The sequence below is a fragment of the Roseovarius sp. MBR-154 genome, assembly GCF_053628595.1.
Map to the genome: position 1 here is coordinate 14,907 of NZ_JBRJGR010000018.1, position 22,500 is coordinate 37,406.

The following is a 22,500-nucleotide window of genomic DNA, read 5'->3' on the forward strand; positions in this document are numbered from 1 at the left end:
GACGGTTTTGCGGCATCGTCTTGGCAATTCCGGTGTCATGCGGTAACCAGTTTACCAGCCCGAAAGCGCCGCGAGATCGGCAATCGCGGAACCATTGAGCCAGAAGGCCAGTCCGGCCACGCCGAGGCCGAGCGCCGCCATCACCGCGTCATGCAGCGGATCCCAGGCCCGCATGCGCCGCGCCAGCCAGACAACGACCGGATAGGCCACGACCATCGCCGTGCCGTAGCTCAGCAGCGCGCCCAAGAGCCCGCCCCATGCAAGACCGAGCAGGAGCGCTGCTATCATCGCCACCGCCTTGGCCAGCGTCAGCACGAAGAAGCGTCTCGAATCGCCCGCCGCGAGAGAGGCCTGATCATAGGTCATCACGATGATCTGGGGGATCTGCATCGCGGCCATCACCACTACGACGGCCCCCGCCATCGCGTAACGATCATCATACATGATCCCGATGAGCCAGACGCCAAGACAGGCGAACCCGGCGGTGAGCGCGGTGAGCCCGGTGGTCACCGCAAAGCGCATGCGCCGCAGCTTGGCGAAATTCTCCGGGTTCTCGCCGGGCGGCAGTTCGCGGTAGATGGGAATGAGCAGCCGCCAGGTGAAGAGGTTGCCCAGAAGCATCGGGAAGGAGGCGAGAAAGAAGCCGATATTGTAGACGCCGAACACCTCGAAGCTGAGATATTTGCCCAGGATCAGCTTGTCGGCTTGATTGAACAGAAAGCCGCAGATCGTGCTCAGGAAAATCCACTGTCCGAAGGTCACCAACTCGCGCAGGGCCGGGCGTTCCCAGCCCAGGCGGTTACGCGCGCCGGGCAGGGTGAGCCAGTAGAGCGCCAGCGTCACGCCCGCCGCGATCACATTGGAAATGACCAGCGCCCAGACCGATTGCAGCCACCACGCGAGCGCGATGCCGATCACGATGCCTGCGATCTGCGCGCCGAAATCGACGGCGGTGACGCGCCCCCACCGCAGGTGCCGCTTGGCGGTGTCGAGCGCTGTGGGGTAGAATCCGGCCAGCAGCAGCCCGAGGCCCGCGACCGGAAGCAATTGCAGGAGCAGCGGCTCGTCATAAAACCACGCCAGCGGCCAGGCGAGCGCGCAGGCGGTGAGGAAAAGTGCCACGCCGCGCAGAACCTGAATGGTCCAGGCGGTGTCGAGAAAGGCCTGGTCGTCGCCGCGTTTGCTTTGCATGATGGCGGGGCTGACGCCAACGTCGGAGAATTGCATCAGCCCCTGGATGACCACGTTGACAATTGCCATGATGCCGAAGGCCTCGGGGAAGAGCAGCCGGGTGAGGATCAGGTTCGAGGCTAGCCGCAGGATCTGCGAGCCGCCGAATCCGGCCACGGTCAGCACCGAGGAGCGCAGCGCCCGGGCCAGCAGCCCCTCGCCCGAAAATACTCGTGTTGCGGCGCGCATCGGTCCTCTTTCGCGGTTTGTGGATGCTTGCCGCATAATGACGGCGATTTCGCGGCACTTCTATTGGAATCATGTGGTCTTCTGGGGCAGGGGAGATCCTCGGGTCGAGCCCGAGGATGACGGATGAATGGCGGCGACCCGAGATCCTCGGGTCAGGCCCGAGGATGACGGACGGATGGTCAGCGACCGCGCGCCCAGCCCTTGCCCCGGCGCAGGCGCGTGGCGAGGGCAACCGTGACATATGCGGCAAAGCCGAGAGGAGCCCGGAGCGCCGCGCGCAGCACCCAACCGGGCCCCGTGGGGCCCGCATCGTCATTGGCCGGGAGCGTTGGGTAGAGCCGCCGGATCTCGGTCACCCCGGCATCCTGTCTGCGGCGGACACGCACCAGCGCGCCGAACCCTTCGACGATGGGCCAGTCATAGGGGGCGGGCACGGCGATGCGTTCGGCGGGGATGAAATGCAACCGCGCGAAGGTGTCGTCCGAGATGATCGCGGGCCATTGCCCCCACCGGGCGCGCCCGGCGCGATTCATCGCGAAGAGCCCGCAGCCCGGCACGCCATGGTGAAAGAACGGCACCTGTCGGTAGAACCGCGAATAAACGCGGCTGAAGGCGGTTTCGGGCGCGGGGATCACCGCGCGCCCGCTGGCATAGGCGGCGGCGTCTCGGTCAAGCGCCTGCACGAGTTCGGCGCAGAGCCGGGGCGAGACGATCACGTCGGCGTCGAGGTAGGCCAGCACTCGGCCACGCGCCATGGCCTCACCCGCGTTGAGCGCCCCGGGTTTGCCGCCTTGTGCACGCTCCAGCACCGTGAGGCGCCAGCGACGGGTGGCTGCCGCCTCTGTGCAGGCGCGAGCCTCGGCGGCAGTCGCATCGGTACAGCCATTGGCCACCACGATCACCTCGGCCCCGCCAGGCACTGGGCTTGAGGTGAAAAGCGCGCGCAGGCAGGCCCCGATCAGCCCGGCCTCGTTATGGGCGGGCAGGATCACGCTGAGCGTCGGATCTTGCGCGTCGGTTGACACAGGGTTTCCAGTTCTGGTCAGGACCGCCCTACCCGTCGGGCGGGGCGTTGTGCTAAGCCTTAGCCGAGAACCCGGCCCGAGCGGAACCCGAAATGCCCGAAGACATGCCCCAAACCTTGCCGCTTGGCTATCTCGTGCCGCAGTTTCCGGGACAGACGCATATCTTTTTCTGGCGCGAACTGGCGGAGCTGGAGCGGTTGGGCATTTCCCCGCACATCCTGAGCACGCGGCCGCATCCCGAAGGTCTGATTTCGCATGAGTGGTCCGAGGTTGCGATGGCGCGGACGACCTATCTGGGTACGGTGGATGTCGCGGCGGCACTGGCGGGGGCGCTGCGCGCGCCCTGGGGCGAGATCCTGCGCGAGGGCGAGGGACGCGCGTTTCTGCGCGATGTCGCGATCTGCCTGCCCGCCGCGCGGGCGCTGATCGCCACCTGCCGCGCGCGCGGCATCGCCCATGTGCATGCCCATAGCTGCGGGCGTGCGGCGCTCATCTGCGCGCTGGCGCGGCGCATGGGGGGCCCGGGCTACAGCCTGACGCTGCATGGGCCGCTGTCGGATTACGGGCCCGGCCAAGGTTTCAAATGGCGTCATTCAAGTTTCGCCACGATCATCACCCGTAAACTTCTGGCCGAGGCTGAGGCAATGCTGGGGGCCGATATGCCCGGCGATGTGGTGGTGCGGTCGATGGGCGTCGATACCGGGAGTTTCCGGCGCGAGACGCCCTATGTCCCGCCCGCGCCGGGCGCGCCGCTGCGGCTTTTTGCCTGCGGACGGCTCAACGTGGTCAAGGGGCATCAGGATCTGTTGTCGGCGCTGCGGTTGCTGCTCGACCGGGGCGCCGAGGTGCAGCTTGATATCGCGGGTGAGGACGATGCCGGCGGCGGCGGCCATCACCTGGAATTGCAGCGCCATCTGGAGGCATTGAATCTGGCGGGGCATGCCCGCCTCTTGGGGGCGATCAGCGCGGCGGAGGTGCGTCGGCACTTGCTGGCCGCGGATGTCTTCGTGCTGGCCAGCTGGCACGAGCCGTTGGGCGTGGCCTATATGGAGGCGATGGCCTGCGAAGTGCCCACCATCGGCACCGATGCGGGTGGGGTTGAGGAACTGATCACCCATGGCGAGACGGGGATGCTGGTGCCGCCGCAATCGCCCGAGGCTTTGGCCGATGCCATTGCTGCGCTGGCCGCCGACCGGGGCCTCTGCGCGCGGCTGTCAAAGGCGGGGCGCGCCCATGTGGTGGCGCATTTCAGTTCGGGTTTGGGGGCGGAAGCGCTTGCGTCGGGGATACAGCGGGCATTGGATGGCGGGCCGTAGCGCCCAATTCGGGGCTGCGTCACTCCACCCGCTCGTCCACCTTCAAAGGATCGACGCGGGCATCGCCCGCCTGCATGCCGGGGGCCGCGCGATCAAAGCGCAGATAGGCGATGCCGCGTCCGCCCGCCTGGGTGAAGAGCGTGCCCGCCGGTTTCCCCTCGTCGGTGGTGATCGGCGCGCCCACCGGGGCCGTGCCATACACCGCCACGAGGGTAAGCCCCTTGCGCAGTTCCGTCTTGTGTCTCATGCGCGCGGTCACTTCCTGCCCGACATAGCAGCCCTTGCGGAAATCGACGCCGCCCAGCCGGTCGAACCCGGCCTCGAGGATGAAGGTGTCGGGGGTGAGTTCGATGCCGGTCTCGGGGATGCAGTGAGCGACGCGGATCAGATCGAAATCGGTGCCATCGTCGCCGCCCTCACTGCCGTAGAGCCGCCAGCCCAGATCGGGATGACGCGGATCCGCGAGCGCGCCCTCTGGCGTCGGTCCGGTGCCGCGATACACCTTGATATTGGTCTCGGTGAGGGTCACATCGGCGCGCAGCTTGTACATTGAAAGCCGCTGGAGCAGCGACGGTGCGAGGCTCTCGTCGACATCGAGCCAGATCGCCTCGCCCTGCCGCAGCAGGAGGAAATCGGCCAGATACTTGCCCTGTGGGGTGAGCATCGCGGTATAGATCAGCCCTTGGTCGAGGCCAGCGAGGTCGCTGGTGACCAACCCTTGCAGAAAATGCTCGGCGTCGCTGCCGGTGATTTCGATGATCTCTCGCGTCATGCCCGTTCCCCTGCCGTTGAACCTGCAATATAGGATGCGATCATCAGCACGAAAGGGGGGTGCGGCATGCGCGCGGCGGTTTCGGTGGTCATTCCAACGCTTGACGCGGCACAGGGGCTGCAGGGCTGTCTCTCGGCGCTGGTCGAGGGGCTGGAGGCGGGCGTGATCCGCGAGTTGATCCTGAGCGATGGCGGATCGGGCGATGCCACGCTGCGGCTGGCCGATGCGGCGGGCGCGGTGATCGTTCAGGGTGCGCCGTCGCGCGGCGGACAGCTCAGGCGCGGGGCGCAGGTGGCGGGGGGCGAGTGGTTGCTGTTCCTGCATGCCGACACGGTGCTGCCGCGTGGCTGGCCCGAGGCGGTGCGTGCGCGGATCGCGGCAGGCGGGCCTGCGGCATTTCGGCTGGCGTTTGACCGGGCCGGGCTGATGCCCGTGCTGGTGGCGGGCTGGGCCAATTTGCGCAGCCGGGTGTTCGGCCTGCCCTATGGCGATCAGGGCCTGCTGATCTCGCGCGGCGAGTATGAGGCGGCGGGCGGGTTTCGGGATATCCCGCTGATGGAGGATGTGGCGATGGCGCGCGCGCTCAAGGGACGGATCGCGCTGATGCCGGTGGCGGTGACCACCTCGGCGGCACGCTATGTGCACGACGGCTGGCTGCGGCGCGGGGCGCGCAACCTCTGGACGTTGCTGCGCTTTCTTTGCGGCGCGGACCCGGAGCGGCTGGCGGCGCGTTACCGCCGCTAGACTTCACGCGTCGATCTCGACCCAGATGGGCACGTGATCGGAGGGCTTGTCACGCCCGCGCAGCTCTTTCTCGATGTGGCAGTCCAGCATCAGGTCTGCGGCCTGCGGGCTGAGCAGGAAATGGTCGATGCGGATGCCGTCATTGCGGTTCCACGCCCCGGCCTGATAATCCCAGAAGCTGTAATGTCCGGGGCCTTGGGTGCGGGCGCGGAACGCCTCGGTGTAGCCCAGATTCAGGATCCGGCGAAAGGCGGCGCGGCTGTCGGGCAGGGCGAGCGCGTCCTTGGCCCAAGCCTCGGGGCGGGCGGCATCCTCGTCCTGCGGAATGATGTTGTAATCGCCCCCCATCAGCACCGATTCCTCGGATTTCAGAAGCTCCGCCGCATGGGCGCGCAGACGCTCCATCCAGGCAAGTTTGTAGTCGTATTTCGGCCCCGGTGCGGGGTTGCCGTTGGGCAGGTAGAGGCCGCAGAGACGGAGCGCGCGGGCCTCGCCCATCACGGTGGCCTCGATCCAGCGGGCCTGTTCATCATCGTCGTCGCCGGGCAGACCGCGGCGCACATCCTCGAGCGGCCGCTTGGACAGGATCGCCACGCCGTTGAAGCCCTTTTGGCCATGGGTTTCGACGTTATAGCCTCGATCCTCGATCATTTCGCGCGGGAAATTTTCGTCGACGGATTTGATTTCCTGCAAGAGCACCACATCGGGCGACGCGTCGTCGAGCCAATCGGTCAATGCCTGATGGCGCGCCTTGATGCCGTTGATGTTGAAACTGGCGATTTTCATGGTGACGCCCCCTTTTGACGGCAATCTATCGCAAGCGCTCGTAAGCGATTCAAGCGGATTGCGGCGTTTTCAAGAAATCGCCGGATCGCAGGCCAGTTTAAACCGGATTGCAACCTTATCAGGTCAGTCTGTGCGACACGGCAAGCGAGAGTGGGTGTAACCAGTGGCCATTTATACCGATCAGACCATCGCGGGGAATTTTGATCCCGGCGGCAACCCGACCCTGCCGATGACGATCTCGGTGGTGACGATGGAGGTCAACGACGCCAATGACGACGGGTTCATCCGTCCGAATTCCGGCGATCAGATCAATGGCAGCAACGTGAATGCTGTGTGGGTCGGGGACAGGGTGACGATCGACGGCGTGCAGCTCACCGGGGTCACGTTCTATACCACTGACGGATCACGTTATTTCACGCCAGATGACGGCTCGGTCCTTCCCGATGGCGGCACGCTGAGTGCGGTTACCTTCGTGACCCAGAGCACGCAGTTCCCGGTGGGCAGTTTCGGGCCGCCCTGTTTCGTGGCAGGCAGCCGGATCGCGGTGCCCGGCGGGCTGACGCGGGTGGAGGATCTGGCACCCGGCGATCTGGTGATGACCCGCGATCACGGCCCGCGCCCGATCCGCTGGACGGGGCGGCGCAGCGTGCCCGGGATAGGGGCCTTTGCCCCGGTGCGCATCATGGCGGGTGCCCTGGGCGAACATGGAACGCTCTCGGTCTCGCCGCAGCATCGCATCCTGCTTCAGGACTGGCGCGCGCAGCTCTTTTTCGGCGAAGACGAAGTGCTCTGCCCGGCGCATCGGCTGGTCGATGGCGACCGCATCCATCGCGCGCCCTGCGCGCGGGTGACCTATGTGCATGTCATGTTCGATGCCCACGAGATCGTCGAGGCCGAGGGGTTGGCGAGCGAGAGCTTTCTCATCGGCGATTACCTCTGCCACGAGACCAGCGCGTTAAGTGCCGAGATTCTCGCGCTTTTTCCGGATCTGGGGGGCGAAACGCCACGCATGACCGCCGCACGGCGCTTGCTGCGCGGGCATGAGGCGGGGCTGTTATGCGGCGGGCTCGCGCCTGCCGCGTCTCACATCGAGAAGGACGTGCCGCAGCCGCAGGATGCGCTGGCATTGGGATTGTCGATCACGAAACGTGCGCCGATCAACTCTTCGCTGAAATCTATGGTCGCCCCGGCGAGGAAGGGCAGAGAGACGCTGTCGACCACCACCTTCTGCCCCTGACCCTCAAGCACCATGTCGTCCTCGGCGGGCGCATCGAGCTTGATGTCGTACTGGAACCCCGAGCAGCCGCCGCCTTCGACGGCCACGCGCAGGGCCTGATTCTGTTCGCTCGCTCCGATTTCCGCCAGTCGGGCAAAGGCGCGGGGGGTCACCTTGGGGGGCATTTGCATGGCGCGTCTCCGGGGATTGTCGTGTGCTGCATAACGTCGGTTTAACGTCGGTATTCCATCTGTAATATAGAGGCCAAGGCAACAGGCGACAAGGACATGCAGCATGACGGCCCCCTATGCCACCGATCCCGCGCGCAGCCGGGGCCGCCGCGTGCCCGAAGAGGAGAGCGCGTTCCGTTCCGCCTTTCAGCGCGACCGCGACCGGATCATCCATTCCAGTGCCTTTCGACGCCTCAAGCACAAGACGCAGGTCTTTGTCGCCCATGAGGGGGATTACTACCGCACCCGGCTCACGCATTCCATCGAGGTGGCGCAGGTGGCGCGCACGATCTCGGGGGCGCTCGGCCTCAATGCGGAACTGACCGAGGCGGTGGCGCTGGCGCATGATCTGGGTCACACGCCCTTTGGACACGCGGGCGAGGATACGCTGGCGGCCTTGATGGCGCCCTATGGCGGGTTCGATCACAACGCGCAGGCGCTGCGGATCGTCACCTTGCTGGAACGGCATTACGCCGAATTCGACGGGCTCAACCTGACATGGGAGACGCTGGAGGGCATCGCCAAGCATAACGGCCCGGTCACCGGCGCGCTGCCCTATGCGCTGGCCGATTACAACGCGGAGCACGATCTGGAGCTTGCCACCCATGCCGGGGCCGAGGCGCAGGTGGCCGCATTGGCCGATGACATCGCCTATAACAATCACGACCTGCATGACGGGCTGCGCGCGGGGCTATTCACCGACGACGAGATTGCGGCCCTGCCCATCGTGGCCGACTGCTTTGCCGAGGTGGACCGGCTCTATCCTCGGCTCGACGCGAAACGCCGCAGGCATGAGGCGCTGCGCCGGGTGTTCGGGGTGATGGTGGGTGATGTGATCAGCGGTTCGCGCGCCACGCTGGAGGAGATGCGGCCCGAAAGCGTGGAGGAGGTGCGCCATCTGGCTGCGCCGGTGATCCGCTTCTCGCCCGCGCTGTGGCAGGATCTGCAGGCGATCCGGCGATTTCTCTACACCCGCATGTATCGTGCGCCGAAAGTCAACGAGATGCGCGCCATGGTGCATGAGGTGGTCAGCGATCTCTTTCCGTTCTACCTTGATGCGCCCAAGCACCTGCCCGAGGAATGGCGCAGCGACGTGGCACAGGCGGCTGACCGCACCGCGCTGGCGCGGCTGGTCAGCGATTACATCGCCGGGATGACCGACCGTTTCGCGCTGCAGAGCCATGCGCGGCTGATCGGCGGCAATCCCAACCCCGCGACACCCCAGGGCCTGTGAGCGATGGTGATTGTACCGCAGAGAGTTGACCTGCCACCGGCGCGCGCCGGTGGCACGGCAGACGTCTCACCGGGCGCAGGGTCAGCGCGGCGTTGCCCCGCGCGCGGCGGGATGATACCACATGCACGGGGTGCGTAACGATCGTTTGGGTGTGCATGTGGTTTGGGGGCTGTCTGACAAGACGGTGATGATCGCGGCTGCGGGCTGCGATGCGGGCCGGTGCCTTGCGCTTGGCTCTGCGCAGGCGGGCGCGCGTGTCATCGCTCTGGAACGGGAGGCCACCCGGGCGCGGGCGGTGGCGCGGGCGCGACCGGACCGCATCGAGACGCTGGCCCTCGACGCGCTGCGGCCCGAGCATTGTGAGCGGCTCGGCGCGGTCTGGGGCACCACGCCGCTTGACCTTCTGCTGCATCTTCAGCCCTTGCGTGCGCCGCGCCGACCGGGCGCGGCCATCGCGGCGATCCCGGCGCTGAGCCGGGCGCTTCTGCCCGCGCTCGCCGCCGGGGCGGGGCGCGTGATCGTGGTCTTTCGTGCGCCGACAGGGGCGGCGCGGGCGGAGGATCTGGCCTATGATGCCGGGTTGACCGCGCTTGCAGGCCATATGCAGGAGGAAGTCGGCATCCGTGTGATGGTCAATGCCCTGCGGCTGGCACCCGAGGGGGCGGAGCGGTCCTGTGGCGCGCGGCTCTGGCCTGCGGTCGAGGCGCTGGCGGCAGGGAACTGGGCCGGGCCCTGCGGATCGGTCCTGCATCTGGGGGCTGCCGGGGCCTGAGTGATTGACGCGCGGGCTAGCGGTGGTAAACCGGCCCGCATCGCAGCAGGAAAGGCGTGCCATGAATCTCTTTACCGACATCCGCAGTCTCGTGCTGGACACTCTGGCCCGGATGCAGGCGGCGGGGCAATTGCCCGAGGGGCTCGACATGGGCAATGTCACGGTGGAGCCGCCGCGCGATCCGGCGCATGGCGACATGGCCACGAATGCCGCGATGGTGCTGGCCAAGCCTGCCGGGCTGAAGCCGCGCGACATCGCCGCCACGCTGGCCGACATGCTGGCCGAGGACGGTCGCGTCGCCGTGGCCGAGGTGGCAGGGCCGGGGTTTCTCAACCTGCGGTTGGTGCCTGCGCTCTGGCACGGCGTGCTGCGTAACGTGCTGGAGGCGGGGCCGGATTTCGGGCGCTCAAGCATCGGGCAGGGCAAGCGTGTGAATGTCGAATATGTCTCGGCCAACCCCACCGGGCCGCTGCATGTGGGTCATACGCGGGGGGCGGTCTTTGGCGACGCGCTGGCAAGCCTGCTGGATTTCGTGGGTTACGACGTCACGCGCGAATATTACATCAACGATGGCGGCGCGCAGGTCGATGTGCTGGCACGGTCGGTCTACCTGCGGTATCTCGAGGCGCATGGGCAGGAGGTGGCCTTTGCCGACGGCACCTATCCGGGCGATTACCTGATCGAGGTCGGCCGCGCCCTCAAGGACAAGGTGAATGATGCCTATGTCGGTCAGCCGGAAGAGGTCTGGCTGGAGCCGATCCGCGTTTACGCGACCGAGGCGATGATGGACCTCATCCGCGCCGATCTCAAGGCGCTTGGCGTCGAGATGGACGTGTTCTATTCGGAAAAATCCCTCTATGGGACGGGGTTGATCGAGGCCGCAATCGAGGATCTGCGCGGCAAGGGCTTGATCTATCGCGGGGTGCTGGAGCCGCCCAAGGGCAAGATGCCCGAGGATTGGGAGCCGCGCGAGCAGACGCTGTTCAAATCCACCGAACATGGCGACGATGTGGATCGCCCGATCATGAAATCCGATGGCGGCTGGACCTATTTCGCGCCGGATATTGCCTATCATTACGACAAGATCAGCCGGGGTTTTGACCTCTTGATCGACGTCTTTGGCGCGGATCACGGTGGCTACGTCAAGCGGATGAAGGCGGCCGTATCCGCGCTGTCGAATGGCCGGGTGCCGGTCGATATCAAGCTGTGTCAACTGGTCAAGCTCTACAAGAACGGCGAGCCGTTCAAGATGTCGAAGCGCGCGGGCACCTTCGTGACGCTGCGCGACGTGGTCGATCAGGTGGGCGCGGATGTGACCCGCTTTGTCATGCTGACGCGCAAGAACGATGCGCCGCTCGATTTCGATTTCGCGCGGGTGATGGAGCAATCGAAGGACAACCCGGTGTTCTACGTCCAATATGCCAATGCGCGGGTGAACTCGGTGCTGCGCAAGGCGCAGCACGCGGGGATCGCGGTGGACGATGCCACGCTGGCGGCGGCGGATCTGTCGGGGCTGACCCATGAGGCCGAGATCGCGGTCGCCAAGAAGGTCGCCGAATGGCCGCGCCTTGTCGAGATCGCGGGCCGCTCGAACGAGCCGCATCGGGTGGCGTTCTACCTCTACGATCTGGCCTCGGATCTGCACGGGTTGTGGAATCGCGGCCATGACGAGCCGGCGCTGCGCTTTCTGCAAGAGGGCGATCCGGCCACAAGCCGCGCGAAAATCGCCCTTGTGCGCGCCGTAGCCGTTGTTATTTGCGCAGGTCTTGGTATCCTGGGGGTAACTCCGGCGGAAGAGATGCGCTGAGCCATCCGAAAATGGCCGGGGATGTGGCAGTGACATCAATCCCCGGCGGCCATGTATCGCCGGTGAGGCAAGAGGCAGAGCATGGCTGAATGGCACGATGCAGGGAGCGATCCCGCGCAGACCCGCGCGGCGACCCTTGGAACACTTACCAATATCACCGGCGCGGTGCTGTCGCTGGCCCTTGTGGCGGGCGTGGGTGTGTGGGGCTACAAACTCATCATGCGCGACGTGTCCGGCGTGCCGGTGGTGCGCGCGGTCGAGGGGCCGATGCGTGTCGCCCCCGAGGACCCGGGCGGACAGGCCGCCGATCATCAGGGGTTGTCGGTCAACGCGGTGGCGGCCGAAGGCGTGGCTGCCGCGCCCGCAGATCGGCTGATCCTGGCGCCGCCGCCGCTTGATCTGACGCTCGAGGATGTGCCGCGTGCCAAGGCCGCAGTCAAGAAGATGGCCGAGGTGAGCCCGGCGGCCGAGGCCGGGGAGGCCACACCGGATGACGCGCCCGAGGCGTTGCAACAGGCGTCGGTGCAGGCGCTTGCAGATCTGGTGTCGGCGGATGCCGCGCCGCTGAGCCCGCTTGAGGGCGAAACCGCGACCGACGAAGACGTGACGCAAGAGCCGGAACAGACCCGCGTCGAGGGTGCCATAAGCCGCTCGCTGCGGCCGCGGCTTCGGCCCGATGTCTCGCAGGCGGTGGCGGTTGCGGTTGCCACGGCCCGCGACACGGCCTCCGAGGCGGCGGAGGTCGATCCTGCGGCGATCCCCGACGGCACGCGGCTGGCGCAGCTGGGCGCGTATGAATCCGCCGAGATCGCGCGCGAGGAATGGGGGCGGCTCGAGACCCGGTTCGAGGATTTTCTGGACGGCAAGCGGCGCGTGATCCAGAAGGCCGAGAGCGGCGGGCGCACCTTTTACCGGCTGCGCGCCATGGGCTTTGCCGATCTGGGCGAGGCGCGGCGGTTCTGCTCGGCACTGGTGGCGGAACGCGCCGATTGCATCCCGGTGGTCACCCGGTGACACGCTATGGCGCGACGATCCTCGATGCCGAAGGGCTGCGGCTGAGTGTCGAGGAAAAGGCGTTTTTTCGCGATATGCGCCCGTTCGGGTTCATCCTGTTCGCGCGCAATATCGACACCCCCGCGCAGGTGCGCGCGCTTTGCGCGGAGATGCGCGAGGCGGCAGGGCATGATGCGGTCATCACCATAGATCAGGAGGGCGGGCGCGTGCAGCGCCTGCGCGCGCCGCAGTGGCGCGACTGGCCCGCGCCATTGGATCAGGCCGAGGCGGCGGGCGCGCGGGCGGCAGAGGCGATGTATCTGCGCTACCGGATCATCGCGGCGGAACTGCATGCGCTCGGAATCGACAGCAATTGCGCGCCGCTGGTCGATGTGGCCGGGCCGCGCACGCATCCGTTCCTGCGCAATCGCTGTTACGGCGAGGATGTCCATACGGTGGCGACGCTTGGCCGTGCGGTGGCGGATGGGCTGCTGGAGGGGGGCGTCTTGCCGGTGGTCAAGCACATTCCCGGTCATGGCCGCGCCGAGGCCGACAGCCATCATGATCTGCCGGTGGTCGATACCGCTCCGGGGCGTCTTCAGGCGACGGATTTTGCACCGTTTCAGGCTCTCAACGATCTGCCGCTCGGGATGACCGCGCATCTCGTCTATTCGGCCATCGACAGCGCACCTGCCACGCTGTCCTCACCGATGATGCGGGTGATCCGCGAGGAAATCGGCTTTGACGGGCTGATCATGACGGACGATATCTCGATGAAGGCGCTGCACGGCACGCTGGCCGATCTTAGCCGCAAGGCGCTCGCCGCAGGCTGCGACGTGATCCTGCATTGCAACGGCACACTGGCCGAGCGGCAGGCGGTGGCGGAGGCGGCGGGCGAGATGTCGGAGGCCGCGCAGCGCCGCGCGGTGCGGGCGCTGACATGGCGCAAGACACCCCGTCCGGTTGACATTTCGGCCCTCTCGGCGCAGCTTGACGCGCTGATGAGTGGGCGTGGGCATGGCTGAGGACGACTTCGATCAGGGTGAGGCAGTGGTGAATGTGGCCGACCGGATGGCCGCCGAGGCGCTGATCGTCGATGTCGACGGGTTCGAGGGGCCGCTTGATCTTCTCTTGACGCTGAGCCGGACGCAGAAAGTGGATTTGCGCAAGATATCCGTACTGCAACTGGCGCAGCAATACCTGGCCTTTGTGGAGCGCGCCAAGGCGCTGCGCCTGGAACTGGCCGCAGATTACCTGGTGATGGCGGCCTGGCTGGCGTTCTTGAAATCACGGCTGCTGTTGCCGCCCGATCCGGCGGAAGACGGGCCGTCGGGCGAGGAGATGGCGGCGCATCTGGCGTTTCAGCTGGAGCGCTTGCAGGCGATGCGCGATTGCGCGGCGCGGCTCATGGGGCGCGACCGGCTGAGGCGGGATTTCTTCGCGCGCGGCCTACCCGAGGATGTGATGCGGCGGCGCAAGGTGCATTACAGCGCCACGCTGCTCGACCTGATGCAGGGCTATGCCCGGATCCGGACGCGCGACGAATTTCGCCCCTATGTCATGGACCGCGATGCGATCTTTACCATGGAACAGGCGCTCGAGCGGCTGCGCGGGCTCATCGGTTTCGCCGGGACATGGACGGATATTTCCAGCTACCTGCCGGACGGATTCACCACCGATCCCGCGCGGCGGCGCTCGGCCACTGCCTCCACCTTCGCCGCCTCTCTGGAACTGGTCAAGGAAGGCCGGGTGGAGCTTCGGCAGGCTGATATATTTGCCCCGATAGAGCTGCGGCGCAAGGATGACTAAAGTGTCGGAAGATATTGAACATACAGAAGAAAGTCTCTTTGACGCCCCACCCATAGCCGAGCAGGAGCGGATGATCGAGGCGATGCTCTTTGCCAGTGCCACGCCGCTCAGCACCCGCGACATGGCCGAGCGCATGCCGCATGGCAGCGACCCGGCGGAGGCGCTGGTGCATCTGCGCAAGCGTTACGACGGGCGCGGTGTCCGGGTCGTCAAGGTCGGCGATGCCTGGGCCATGCGCACCGCCCCCGATCTGGGCTATCTGATGAGCCGCGAGACCGTCGAGACCCGCAAGCTGAGCCGGGCGGCGATCGAGACATTGGCGATCATCGCCTATCATCAGCCGGTCACGCGGGCCGAGATCGAGGAGATCCGCGGCGTGTCGGTCAGCCGGGGCACGGTCGATCAACTGCTTGAAATGGAATGGATTCGCTTTGGCCGACGCAAGATGACGCCGGGGCGCCCGGTGACTTTCGTGGTGACGCAGGAGTTTCTTGATCATTTCGGGCTGGAAAGCGCGCGCGATCTGCCGGGGCTCAAGGAATTGCGCGCGGCGGGGCTGCTGGAGAACCGCCCGCCGCCCGGCACCATGCCGCAGCCGCGCGAGGGCGAGGAGACCGACGAGAGCGAGACGGCGCCGGGGCAGCACGAACTCTTCGAGGATTGAGGCGGGCGACCTCAACCCCGTCGCGTAAACTTTTCCCCGCGATGCCCTGAAATCTGCACGTTTACGTGTTATGTATCGCCAGAGGCAGCGAGAGGAGAGGCGCAATGAACGCCAATCAGATGATCAACATGGTGATCCGCATGGTCATGCGCCGGTTTCTGAGCCGGGGCATGAATGCGGGGATGGACGCCATGGGCAAACGCATGGGCAAGGGGCGGCGCGGCGCGAAAGACCCGCAGCGCAAGGGCTGAAGCAATTTCAGAAAAAGTTGATAGACTTTTTCGGTTCGAAATTGCGCAAAATCGCTAGCTGCACTTAGCCAATTGCGGAAATGAGCCGCCCGAGGGCTGCGGCGGCATCGTCCTCGCGCCAGATTTCCTCACCGAACGCGAGGAAATCGGTGACCGGGGCGAAAGCGGCCACATGTTCGGCGTCAAGCCCGCCCTCGGCGACGATGGGCACTTCGATCACCTCGGACCACCATTCGAAAATCTCGCGCTCCGCGCGGCGGCCATCGCCGAGCGCGGTGGGCCCGACCGGGCCGAGGCTCACGTAATCGGCGCCCGCCTCGCCCGCGCTCATCCCGTCATGGCGCGAGGTGCCGCAGAACGCGCCGACGATGGCGTCCTCACCCAGTTCCTTGCGCGCGGCGCGCACCGAGCGCGGCCCGTCCAGCAGATGCACCCCGTCGAGCCCCAGCCGCTCGACCATCAGGATATGGCTGTCGATCACCAGGGCGATGTCGCGGGCATGGGTCACTTCGCGGCAGGCATCGGCGGCGCGCGCGATGCGGTCCTCGTCGCGGGTGGCAAGGCTCAGCCGCACGCAGGCCACCTGATGCGTGTCGAGCACCTGCATCAGACGTTCGGGAAATGTGTCGAGCTCGAACTCGGGCGGGGTGATGAGATAGATTTGCGGCTGCTCGATCTCGTCCATCTGGGCGCTCCTTGGCATTTTCGCCCCTCTTAGCCAAGAAACACGGCTTTGACCATTGCTGGCGTGCGGCTTCTTTATGGTGAAAATACTCATATCCCCCGATGCGGCGCGCGCATCATCGCGGCGGGGACGCGCCGGTGCAAATGGCCCCTAGCAAGCCCCCGGCCGGGCCTCTATCTTGGGGGCAATGAGAAAAGGAGCAGGTTTGGCGATTGCAGGGCTGGCCGATGGGCTGACACGCGGGTTCGAGGAGTTCGGGGATCGCGTTTCGGGCGCGTTTTTCGAGCCGGTGGTACGGTTGGGGGTCACGGGCCTTGCCCGCGCGGGCAAGACCGTGTTCATCACCTCGCTAATTGCCAATCTTCTGGACCGCGCGCGCATGCCGGGCCTTCTGGCCGAGGCCGAGGGGCGCATTCTTGCGGCCTATCTGCAACCGCAGCCCGACGTGACCCTGCCGCGTTTCGATTATGAGACGCATCTGGCGGCCCTCACCGGGCCCGACCCGCATTGGCCCGAGAGCACCCGCGCCGTGTCGGAACTGCGCCTGTCGCTGCGGGTGCGGCCGGGCGGATTTCTGTCCGGCATGACCGGCCCGCGTGTGGTGCATCTCGATATCGTGGATTATCCCGGCGAATGGCTGCTCGATCTGGCGCTCCTGGAGAAGAGCTATGATCAGTGGTGCGACGAGGTGCTGGACCGCATCCAGCCACGCCCGCAGGCCGCCGCCTATCTGGAGGCTGCGCGCGCGACGGATGGCGCGGCCCCGCTGGAGGAGGCGACAGCGCAGCGTCTGGCGCAGGGCTTTACCGCCTATCTTCATGCCGCGCGCGACGCGGGCTTTTATGACTGCACGCCGGGGCGGTTTCTCTTGCCCGGCGATCTGGCAGGCTCGCCGGTGGTGACCTTCGCGCCGTTGCCGGGTGAAGGCGCACCGCCGCGCAAAAGCCTGCGCGCCGAGATGGCGCGGCGCTATGAGGCTTACAAGCGCGAGGTGGTGCGGCCCTTCTTCCGCGATCATTTCGCGCGGATCGACCGGCAGGTGGTGCTGGTGGATGCGCTCGATGCGATCCACAAGGGGCCGCGCGCGGTCGAGGACATGCGCGGCGCCATGGCCGATATCCTCGGGGCCTTTCGCCCCGGTAGGAATGCGTTTCTCACGCAGCTTTTGATGGGGCGGCGGGTGGAAAAGATCCTCTTTGCCGCGACCAAGGCCGATCACCTGCATCACACGCAGCACGGGCGCCTGACCGCGATCATGGAGGCGCTGTTGCGCGCAGCACGGGACCGGGCCGATTTCGCCGGGGCCGAGACCCGCGCCATGGCCATCGCCGCGCTGCGTGCCACGGTCGAGGAGCGGATGAGCCATCAGGGCCGCGATCTCGATTGCGTGCGCGGGCGGCTCTTGGAGACCGGACGGCAGGCGGCGTTTCATCCGGGCGAATTGCCCGAGGATCCCGCGCGGCTATTGGCGGCGGCGCGGGGCGGGGCGGAGGCATGGCCCGATGGCGATTATCGGGCGATGCGCTTTGCGCCCGCAGCCCTCAGCCTGCGCCCCGGCGAGGGGCCGCCGCATATCCGGCTGGATCGCGCCGCGCAGTTCCTGATCGGCGACCGGCTATGAGAATCGCGCGCGCCCGGCTCTGGCATCTGCCGCATCTCGCGCGCATCCTGTGGGCGTTTACCCGGGCAACGCCGTGGCTGCCGCAGGTGCGCGGACCGCTTGACGACCTGCGCGCGCTCCTGTGGGTGACGCGGCGGGGCTGGGTCCGCGTTTTGCGCGACGGGTCGGGCATCGCCGGTTTCATCGTGCGCGACGGCTCGCGGGTACATGCGCTTTACGTCGCGCCTGCGCGGCGCGGGCAGGGCCATGGCGGCGCGCTGCTGGCCGAGGCCAAGGGCGCTGCGAGCGTGCTCGACCTGTGGGTGCTGGAGCGCAACCGACCCGCGCGCGCGTTCTATGCGGCGCAGGGCTTTCGCGAGGCCGTACGCGGGCAGGGGGCGGGCAATGACGAGGGCCTGCCCGATATCCTGATGATCTGGAGTGAGGGGGAAGAGCTGGCATGACCAACGGCCCGGTTCTGATCGATCTTGACGAGGACAGGGCGGCGGAGCCTGATCGCGCGCCACCCGTGCCCGACGACCAGCCCCGCCCCGAGGGCCGTGCGATGCAGGCGGCGATGGCGCGTGCGGCGCGGCGGCCGTCGCGCTTGGCGCGGGCGTTCTGGGCATTGGCGCTTGGTCTTATCGGCGCCGCGGTCTCGGTCGCGGCCTGGGATTTCGCGACCGGGTTGATCGAGCGGGTGCCGCTTCTGGGCTATGCGGTGGCGGGGATGGGCGTGGCGCTGCTCTTCGTGGTGGTGCTTATCGCCCTGCGCGAGGTTGCGGCCTTTGCGCGGCTGGGGCGGCTCGACAGTCTCCGGCATTCTGCAAACGCAGCGCTGACGGAAGAAGATCTGAGCGGCGCGCGCGCCACGGTGACGCGGCTCTCGGCGCTTTATGCCGGGCGTGATGCGCTGCAATGGGGGCAGGCGCGGCTGAAAGAGCGCGAGGGGGATCAGTTCGACGCCGAGGCGCTTTTGGGTCTGGCGGAGGCCGAGTTGCTGGCCCCGCTCGATGCGCAGGCCCTGCAGGAGATCGCACTGGCGGCACGGCAGGTGGCGACGGTCACCGCGCTGGTGCCGCTGGCGCTTGCGGATGTGGCGGGGGCGCTGATTGCCAATTTGCGGATGATCCGGCGCATCGCCGAGATCTATGGCGGGCGCGCCGGTGTGCTGGGCAGCTGGCGGCTGACCCGCGCGGTGATGGCGCATCTGGTGGCCACGGGCGCGGTGGCCGTGGGTGACGACATGATCAGCAGCGTCGCGGGCGGCAGCATGCTCTCGAAACTGTCGCGCCGCTTTGGCGAGGGGGTGGTCAATGGCGCGCTGACCGCGCGTGTGGGGGTCGCGACGATGGAGGTCTGTCGCCCGCTGCCCTTCCTGCGAGTGCGCCGCCCGTCCGTCTCGGGACTGGTCAAACGTGCGCTTGTCGGGCTTTTTCCGTCCTGAGCCTTACCGCGTCAGCACCAGCGTGCCGCCGGTAATCTCGATGCTGGAAAACCGTTGCAGATAGCTCATCCCCAGAAGCGAGCCGTTCATCTCGCCCTGGTTCACCACGGCGCGCACATCCTCGTGCCGCACCGGACCGACCGCGACGCTGTCCAGCGTGACGGCGGCGGTGCGCACCTCGCCATTGGCGGTGTAGGCGCGTCCCAGATAGGCGAGGGCCCCGGTGTCGATGCCGATGCGCGCCGCGTCCGCCTGGCCCAGCACCACTTGGCTTGCCCCGGTATCGACGACAAAGCGGACCGGTTCGCCGTTCACCTCTGCGGTCAGGTAGTAATGCCCGTCCGGCGCGCGCGGCAGTTCGATGCGGTCTTCGGAGACCACGCTCTGCATCGGGCGCACGGTCTGGCGGATATCGTTCCAGAGGCCCACCACCGCGACGGCCCCGACGAAGATCAGCCCCCAGATCAGCGCCTGTTGCATCAGCTTGCCCAGCGACTCGCGGTTCTGCACCACGAACCAGAGCAGGATGACCGAGCCGAGGATGACCAGATAGGTGAGATTGAGAAGATCGAAGTTTTCCATGGGTCCGATATAGGCGCTCAGCCCGCCAGACCAAAGCCGCGCAACCCGTCGAGCACGAATTGCACCGCAAGCGCCGCCAGAAGCATGCCCAGCAGGCGTGTGACCACGTTGATCCCGACCTTGCCGAGCGCGCGTTCCAGCAGGCTGCCCATCAGGAACATCACGAAGACCAGCGCGATGACCGACAGCATCACGCCGATCACCAGCGCCAGCCCCTCGACCCCGGGTTTCTGCCCGGCCAGAAGGATCACCGAGGCGATGGAGCCGGGCCCGGCAATCAGCGGGATGGCCAGCGGAAAGATCGACGGGTCGTCGCCCTCGTCCTCTTCGGCGGCATCCGCCTGCCCCTTGCGCCGCTGCCCGCGCCGCTCGAACAGCATGTCGAGTGCGGTCAGGAACAGCAGCAGCCCCCCGGCGATGCGAAAGGCGGGCATGGAAATGCCGATGAAGCCCAGCACCGCCTCGCCGAAGGCCGCAAAGACGATCAGCAAGAGCGCCGAGGTCACGCAGGCGCGGATGCCGATGGCGCGGCGGCGCGCCGTGCTCATGCCCTGCGTCAGCGCCACGAAAAGCGGTGTCATGCCGATCGGGTCGATGATCACGAAGAGCGTGACGAAGGCGGTGATGAGGAATGCGGTGTCCATGTGGGGCAGCCTATCGCGGTTTCGCGCGGCGCGCCATGGCGCGCGATGTGGTCAGACAGGCGACAGAAAAACTTTCCGCAATCTGGTGACTTCCGTTCGATGGTCGCTATGTGATCCTGCGTGGCGGGTCGAGCATCCTGACGCACGCGGCCGGTCTCGGCTGTCTTGCGATGACAGGAGCGGCGGTCGGGCGTTGATTATCGTGAGAAGAGCCGCTTTACGTGCACATTGAAATTCACATGCAGGAACCGATCATGACCACGAATTCCTATATGACCTGGGCCCTCCTCGGGGCGGCCGCTGGCGCGGGTTTTGGCCTCTTTGCCGTTCCGTTGATCTACATCCTGGTCAATCTGTTCGCGGATGGCGTGACATTCGGCGAAACCGCTCGCTTTGCCCTTGCCAATGGCGCCACCTGGGGCGTTCTGGGCCTGTTTGCCGGTGTGTTCTTCTGGGTGATCTACAGGGTCCAGAAGCCGCCCAAGGAGGATTGAGTCCGGACCTAGAGAAAGCTCCGACTCCCGCGGTCTGCGTTTGACATTGACCCCGTGCCTGAGACCGGGCTGAGCCTAGCGTTCCGCCGCCTCGAGCCGCTCCAGCGCTTCCAGCCAGAGGCGTTCGGCGAGGGCCAGACCATCCTCGATCTCGGCATATTTCTTTTGCCATTCGGTCACGCCGTGCACGTCGTCATAGATCGTTGGATCGGCCAGTTTCTTGGCGACCTTGCCCTCCATTTCCGTAAGTTTTTCAACGCGCTGCTCGCATTTCTTCACCTCTTGCCTGAGCCTGAGGATGGCGTCGCGCGAGGGGCGTTTGGGGGTCTCGGGCTTGGGCTTGGGCGCGGGCTTGCCGGTCTTGTCGGTGTCGGTGCCCGAGAGCAGCATGGCGCGGTAGCTTTCCAGATCGCCCTCATAGGGGTGCACCTCGCCCTTGTTCACCAGCCACAGCCGATCCGCCACGAGGCCGAGCAGATGCATGTCGTGGCTGACCAGGATGATCGCGCCGGAATAGGCGGTGAGCGCTTCGACCAGCGCCTCGCGGCTCTCGATGTCGAGGTGGTTGGTGGGTTCGTCGAGGATCAGCATGTGCGGAGCGTCGAGGGTGGCGAGCATCAGGCTGAGCCGGGCCTTTTGTCCGCCCGACAACTGACCCACCAGCGTCTCGGCCTGCTCGGCGCCGATGCCGAAGCCGCCGAGCCGCGCGCGCAGCCGTGCCGGGGGCTCCGTCGGGCGCAGGCGGCGGATATGCTCGATGGGGGTCTCGTCGATGTGCAACTCGTCGACCTGATGCTGCGCGAAATAGCCGACGCGCAGTTTCGATGCCTTGTGCACCTGCCCCTCAATGAGGTGAAGTTTGCCCGACAAGAGCTTGGAAAGTGTGGACTTACCCTCGCCATTGCGCCCCAGTAGCGCGATCCGGTCGTCCTGGTCTATCCGCAGGTTGAGGCGACGCAGGACCGGCACGCCATCATAGCCGACCGAGCCGCTCTCGACCCGCAGGATGGGCGGCGACAGCTCCTCGGGGGTGGGAAAGGTAAAGCGTTTGAGTGCGGCCTCTTGCGGGGTCGTGATCGGCTTGAGCCGGGCAATCATCTTGAGGCGCGATTGCGCCTGCACGGCCTTGCTCGCCTTGGCGCGGAAGCGGTCGACAAAGCTCTGCAGATGCGCGCGCCGCGCGTCCTGCTTCTTGGCCTCGGAGGCGGCGACGGCAAGACGGGCCGCGCGGGTTTCGGCGAATCGGTCGTAAGGGCCTTGATATAACGTGAGTTTCTTGTCCTCGAGATGCAGGATCGAGCCCACGGCACGGTTGAGCAGCCCGCGATCATGGCTGATGATCAGCACGGTATGGGGATAGCGCGCGAGGTAGGTCTCCAACCAGAGCGCGCCTTCGAGGTCGAGATAGTTGGTCGGCTCGTCGAGCAGCAGGAGATCGGGCTGTGAAAAGAGCACGCCGGCGAGGGCTACGCGCATCCGCCAGCCGCCCGAGAAGGCGGAGCAGGGCTGTAGTTGTTCGGCGTCGTCAAAGCCCAGCCCCTTGAGGATGCTCGCGGCGCGCGCCTCGGCACTCCACGCGTCGATATCAGCCAGTCGGGTCTGGATTTCGGCGATCCGCGTGCCGTCACTTGAGTGCTCGGATTCAGCCATGAGTTCAGTACGTTCCGTGTCATAGCTCAACACGGTTTGCAGCAGCGACACCTCATTGCCCGGCACCTCTTGGGCGACGCCGCCGATGCGGGCGCGGGACGGCAGGCTGATGCTCCCGCCTTCGAGCGCCAATTCGCCCCGGATCAGGCGAAAGAGGGTGGTCTTGCCGGTGCCATTGCGCCCGACGATGCCCACCTTGTGACCTTCGGGGATGCTGGCCGAGGCATGCTCGATCAGGGTGCGGCCCGCGACCGCGTAGGTGATATCATCAATGCGCAACATGACCCCCCGCATGCCGCAACCGCGCGCCGCCGTCAATCGCGGCTTTTCAAGGTGCGCCCCCCATGCTATCGGAGCCGC

General features: G+C 66.5%; 23 protein-coding genes and 1 pseudogene. 15 read left to right on the forward strand and 9 right to left on the reverse strand.

The features are described from left to right. Nucleotides 1–51: 51 nt before the first annotated feature. Both ACSSV4_RS17520 and ACSSV4_RS17525 read right to left on the reverse strand, forming a co-directional pair. Nucleotides 52–1,419 carry an oligosaccharide flippase family protein gene (locus ACSSV4_RS17520; protein ID WP_454276378.1) on the reverse strand — a complete coding sequence of 456 codons (1,368 nt, stop codon included), beginning with the start codon at nt 1,417–1,419 and terminating at the stop codon, nt 52–54. A 179-nt stretch (nt 1,420–1,598) separates the two neighbouring features. Next, nucleotides 1,599–2,444, reverse strand: a complete 846-nt coding sequence (locus ACSSV4_RS17525; RefSeq protein ID WP_454276380.1) for a glycosyltransferase family 2 protein — start codon at nt 2,442–2,444, stop codon at nt 1,599–1,601. Between the two features lie 104 nt (nt 2,445–2,548). Between ACSSV4_RS17525 and epsE the strand changes: the two genes are divergently transcribed. Next, on the forward strand, nt 2,549–3,760 hold the full coding sequence (epsE, locus tag ACSSV4_RS17530) for an exopolysaccharide biosynthesis GT4 family glycosyltransferase EpsE (protein ID WP_454276381.1): 1,212 nt from the start codon (nt 2,549–2,551) through the stop codon (nt 3,758–3,760). A 19-nt stretch (nt 3,761–3,779) separates the two neighbouring features. Here the strand turns inward: epsE and ygfZ are convergent, their stop codons facing one another. Next, the gene (gene ygfZ, locus ACSSV4_RS17535; RefSeq protein ID WP_454276382.1) at nt 3,780–4,532 is read right to left on the reverse strand and encodes a CAF17-like 4Fe-4S cluster assembly/insertion protein YgfZ; all 753 of its coding nucleotides are present in this window, start codon (nt 4,530–4,532) and stop codon (nt 3,780–3,782) included. Nucleotides 4,533–4,598: 66 nt separating this feature from the next. Here ygfZ and ACSSV4_RS17540 point away from each other — a divergent pair, with 66 nt between their 5' ends. After that, nucleotides 4,599–5,276 carry a TIGR04283 family arsenosugar biosynthesis glycosyltransferase gene (locus ACSSV4_RS17540; RefSeq protein ID WP_454276383.1) on the forward strand — a complete coding sequence of 226 codons (678 nt, stop codon included), beginning with the start codon at nt 4,599–4,601 and terminating at the stop codon, nt 5,274–5,276. A 3-nt stretch (nt 5,277–5,279) separates the two neighbouring features. Here the strand turns inward: ACSSV4_RS17540 and xth are convergent, their stop codons facing one another. Next, nucleotides 5,280–6,062 (reverse strand): exodeoxyribonuclease III, encoded by a 783-nt coding sequence (xth, locus tag ACSSV4_RS17545; protein ID WP_454276384.1) that lies wholly within the window; start codon nt 6,060–6,062, stop codon nt 5,280–5,282. 250 nt (nt 6,063–6,312) lie between these two features. On the opposite strand from xth, the pseudogene ACSSV4_RS17550 reads away from it, so the two are divergent. After that, nucleotides 6,313–6,978, forward strand: a pseudogene (locus ACSSV4_RS17550) (Hint domain-containing protein); the annotation flags it as partial. 167 nt (nt 6,979–7,145) lie between these two features. Here ACSSV4_RS17550 and ACSSV4_RS17555 read toward each other — a convergent pair. Then, a complete protein-coding gene (locus ACSSV4_RS17555) occupies nt 7,146–7,469 on the reverse strand; it encodes a HesB/IscA family protein (RefSeq protein WP_454276385.1) in 324 nt (107 codons plus the stop codon). 103 nt (nt 7,470–7,572) lie between these two features. On the opposite strand from ACSSV4_RS17555, the gene ACSSV4_RS17560 reads away from it, so the two are divergent. The 8 genes from ACSSV4_RS17560 (at nt 7,573) to ACSSV4_RS17595 (ending at nt 15,038) form a co-directional block, all read left to right on the forward strand. After that, nucleotides 7,573–8,742 carry a deoxyguanosinetriphosphate triphosphohydrolase gene (locus ACSSV4_RS17560; RefSeq protein ID WP_454276386.1) on the forward strand — a complete coding sequence of 390 codons (1,170 nt, stop codon included), beginning with the start codon at nt 7,573–7,575 and terminating at the stop codon, nt 8,740–8,742. 121 nt (nt 8,743–8,863) lie between these two features. Further along, the gene (locus ACSSV4_RS17565; RefSeq protein WP_454276387.1) at nt 8,864–9,514 is read left to right on the forward strand and encodes a hypothetical protein; all 651 of its coding nucleotides are present in this window, start codon (nt 8,864–8,866) and stop codon (nt 9,512–9,514) included. Nucleotides 9,515–9,575: 61 nt separating this feature from the next. Beyond that, nucleotides 9,576–11,321, forward strand: a complete 1,746-nt coding sequence (gene argS, locus ACSSV4_RS17570; RefSeq protein WP_454276388.1) for an arginine--tRNA ligase — start codon at nt 9,576–9,578, stop codon at nt 11,319–11,321. 81 nt (nt 11,322–11,402) lie between these two features. Further along, nucleotides 11,403–12,335: an SPOR domain-containing protein gene (locus ACSSV4_RS17575; RefSeq protein WP_454276389.1), complete on the forward strand. Its 933-nt coding sequence runs from the start codon at nt 11,403–11,405 to the stop codon at nt 12,333–12,335. Then, the gene (nagZ, locus tag ACSSV4_RS17580; RefSeq protein ID WP_454276390.1) at nt 12,332–13,339 is read left to right on the forward strand and encodes a beta-N-acetylhexosaminidase; all 1,008 of its coding nucleotides are present in this window, start codon (nt 12,332–12,334) and stop codon (nt 13,337–13,339) included. Before ACSSV4_RS17575 ends, nagZ begins: the two co-directional genes overlap by 4 nt. After that, nucleotides 13,332–14,123, forward strand: a complete 792-nt coding sequence (locus ACSSV4_RS17585) for a segregation and condensation protein A (RefSeq protein WP_454276391.1) — start codon at nt 13,332–13,334, stop codon at nt 14,121–14,123. The genes nagZ and ACSSV4_RS17585 overlap by 8 nt, the downstream gene beginning before the upstream one ends. Beyond that, nucleotides 14,116–14,787, forward strand: coding sequence for an SMC-Scp complex subunit ScpB (gene scpB / locus ACSSV4_RS17590; RefSeq protein ID WP_454276392.1), 672 nt, complete (start codon nt 14,116–14,118; stop codon nt 14,785–14,787). The genes ACSSV4_RS17585 and scpB overlap by 8 nt, the downstream gene beginning before the upstream one ends. Nucleotides 14,788–14,891: 104 nt before the next feature. After that, entirely contained in the window at nt 14,892–15,038 is a 147-nt protein-coding gene (locus tag ACSSV4_RS17595; protein ID WP_176214376.1) for a hypothetical protein, read from the forward strand. 64 nt (nt 15,039–15,102) lie between these two features. Here ACSSV4_RS17595 and ACSSV4_RS17600 read toward each other — a convergent pair whose 3' ends face one another. Further along, entirely contained in the window at nt 15,103–15,723 is a 621-nt protein-coding gene (locus ACSSV4_RS17600; RefSeq protein WP_454276393.1) for a thiamine phosphate synthase, read from the reverse strand. Nucleotides 15,724–15,910: 187 nt separating this feature from the next. Between ACSSV4_RS17600 and ACSSV4_RS17605 the strand changes: the two genes are divergently transcribed. Genes ACSSV4_RS17605 through ACSSV4_RS17615 form a run of 3 tightly spaced genes read left to right on the forward strand, consistent with a single transcriptional unit; the run spans nt 15,911 to nt 18,770 of the window. Continuing rightward, entirely contained in the window at nt 15,911–17,344 is a 1,434-nt protein-coding gene (locus ACSSV4_RS17605) for a YcjX family protein (RefSeq protein WP_454276394.1), read from the forward strand. Then, nucleotides 17,341–17,787 (forward strand): N-acetyltransferase family protein, encoded by a 447-nt coding sequence (locus ACSSV4_RS17610; protein WP_454276395.1) that lies wholly within the window; start codon nt 17,341–17,343, stop codon nt 17,785–17,787. The genes ACSSV4_RS17605 and ACSSV4_RS17610 overlap by 4 nt, the downstream gene beginning before the upstream one ends. Further along, nucleotides 17,784–18,770 carry a YcjF family protein gene (locus ACSSV4_RS17615; RefSeq protein ID WP_454276397.1) on the forward strand — a complete coding sequence of 329 codons (987 nt, stop codon included), beginning with the start codon at nt 17,784–17,786 and terminating at the stop codon, nt 18,768–18,770. The genes ACSSV4_RS17610 and ACSSV4_RS17615 overlap by 4 nt, the downstream gene beginning before the upstream one ends. A gap of 3 nt (nt 18,771–18,773) precedes the next feature. On the opposite strand, the gene ACSSV4_RS17620 is transcribed toward ACSSV4_RS17615, so the two are convergent. Further along, on the reverse strand, nt 18,774–19,352 hold the full coding sequence (locus ACSSV4_RS17620) for a retropepsin-like aspartic protease family protein (RefSeq protein ID WP_454276398.1): 579 nt from the start codon (nt 19,350–19,352) through the stop codon (nt 18,774–18,776). Between the two features lie 17 nt (nt 19,353–19,369). Continuing rightward, nucleotides 19,370–19,996 (reverse strand): MarC family protein, encoded by a 627-nt coding sequence (locus ACSSV4_RS17625; protein ID WP_454276399.1) that lies wholly within the window; start codon nt 19,994–19,996, stop codon nt 19,370–19,372. A gap of 239 nt (nt 19,997–20,235) precedes the next feature. On the opposite strand from ACSSV4_RS17625, the gene ACSSV4_RS17630 reads away from it, so the two are divergent. Next, nucleotides 20,236–20,490, forward strand: a complete 255-nt coding sequence (locus ACSSV4_RS17630) for a hypothetical protein (protein WP_454276400.1) — start codon at nt 20,236–20,238, stop codon at nt 20,488–20,490. 75 nt (nt 20,491–20,565) lie between these two features. Here ACSSV4_RS17630 and ACSSV4_RS17635 read toward each other — a convergent pair whose 3' ends face one another. Then, nucleotides 20,566–22,422 (reverse strand): ABC-F family ATP-binding cassette domain-containing protein, encoded by a 1,857-nt coding sequence (locus tag ACSSV4_RS17635; RefSeq protein WP_454276401.1) that lies wholly within the window; start codon nt 22,420–22,422, stop codon nt 20,566–20,568. Nucleotides 22,423–22,500 lie beyond the last annotated feature (78 nt).

Coding starts and splice junctions, on each gene's coding strand:
- ACSSV4_RS17630 (WP_454276400.1), top strand. CDS start 20,236: ATGCAGGAACCGATCATGACCACGAATTCCTATATGACCTGGGCCCTC.
- ACSSV4_RS17555 (WP_454276385.1), bottom strand. CDS start 7,469: ATGCAAATGCCCCCCAAGGTGACCCCCCGCGCCTTTGCCCGACTGGCG.
- ACSSV4_RS17520 (WP_454276378.1), bottom strand. CDS start 1,419: ATGCGCGCCGCAACACGAGTATTTTCGGGCGAGGGGCTGCTGGCCCGG.
- ACSSV4_RS17620 (WP_454276398.1), bottom strand. CDS start 19,352: ATGGAAAACTTCGATCTTCTCAATCTCACCTATCTGGTCATCCTCGGC.
- ACSSV4_RS17565 (WP_454276387.1), top strand. CDS start 8,864: ATGCACGGGGTGCGTAACGATCGTTTGGGTGTGCATGTGGTTTGGGGG.
- ACSSV4_RS17560 (WP_454276386.1), top strand. CDS start 7,573: ATGACGGCCCCCTATGCCACCGATCCCGCGCGCAGCCGGGGCCGCCGC.
- ACSSV4_RS17575 (WP_454276389.1), top strand. CDS start 11,403: ATGGCTGAATGGCACGATGCAGGGAGCGATCCCGCGCAGACCCGCGCG.
- ACSSV4_RS17605 (WP_454276394.1), top strand. CDS start 15,911: ATGAGAAAAGGAGCAGGTTTGGCGATTGCAGGGCTGGCCGATGGGCTG.
- scpB (WP_454276392.1), top strand. CDS start 14,116: ATGACTAAAGTGTCGGAAGATATTGAACATACAGAAGAAAGTCTCTTT.
- xth (WP_454276384.1), bottom strand. CDS start 6,062: ATGAAAATCGCCAGTTTCAACATCAACGGCATCAAGGCGCGCCATCAG.
- ACSSV4_RS17635 (WP_454276401.1), bottom strand. CDS start 22,422: ATGTTGCGCATTGATGATATCACCTACGCGGTCGCGGGCCGCACCCTG.
- epsE (WP_454276381.1), top strand. CDS start 2,549: ATGCCCCAAACCTTGCCGCTTGGCTATCTCGTGCCGCAGTTTCCGGGA.
- ACSSV4_RS17595 (WP_176214376.1), top strand. CDS start 14,892: ATGAACGCCAATCAGATGATCAACATGGTGATCCGCATGGTCATGCGC.
- ygfZ (WP_454276382.1), bottom strand. CDS start 4,532: ATGACGCGAGAGATCATCGAAATCACCGGCAGCGACGCCGAGCATTTT.
- ACSSV4_RS17600 (WP_454276393.1), bottom strand. CDS start 15,723: ATGGACGAGATCGAGCAGCCGCAAATCTATCTCATCACCCCGCCCGAG.
- argS (WP_454276388.1), top strand. CDS start 9,576: ATGAATCTCTTTACCGACATCCGCAGTCTCGTGCTGGACACTCTGGCC.
- ACSSV4_RS17615 (WP_454276397.1), top strand. CDS start 17,784: ATGACCAACGGCCCGGTTCTGATCGATCTTGACGAGGACAGGGCGGCG.
- ACSSV4_RS17610 (WP_454276395.1), top strand. CDS start 17,341: ATGAGAATCGCGCGCGCCCGGCTCTGGCATCTGCCGCATCTCGCGCGC.
- ACSSV4_RS17625 (WP_454276399.1), bottom strand. CDS start 19,996: ATGGACACCGCATTCCTCATCACCGCCTTCGTCACGCTCTTCGTGATC.
- ACSSV4_RS17585 (WP_454276391.1), top strand. CDS start 13,332: ATGGCTGAGGACGACTTCGATCAGGGTGAGGCAGTGGTGAATGTGGCC.
- ACSSV4_RS17540 (WP_454276383.1), top strand. CDS start 4,599: ATGCGCGCGGCGGTTTCGGTGGTCATTCCAACGCTTGACGCGGCACAG.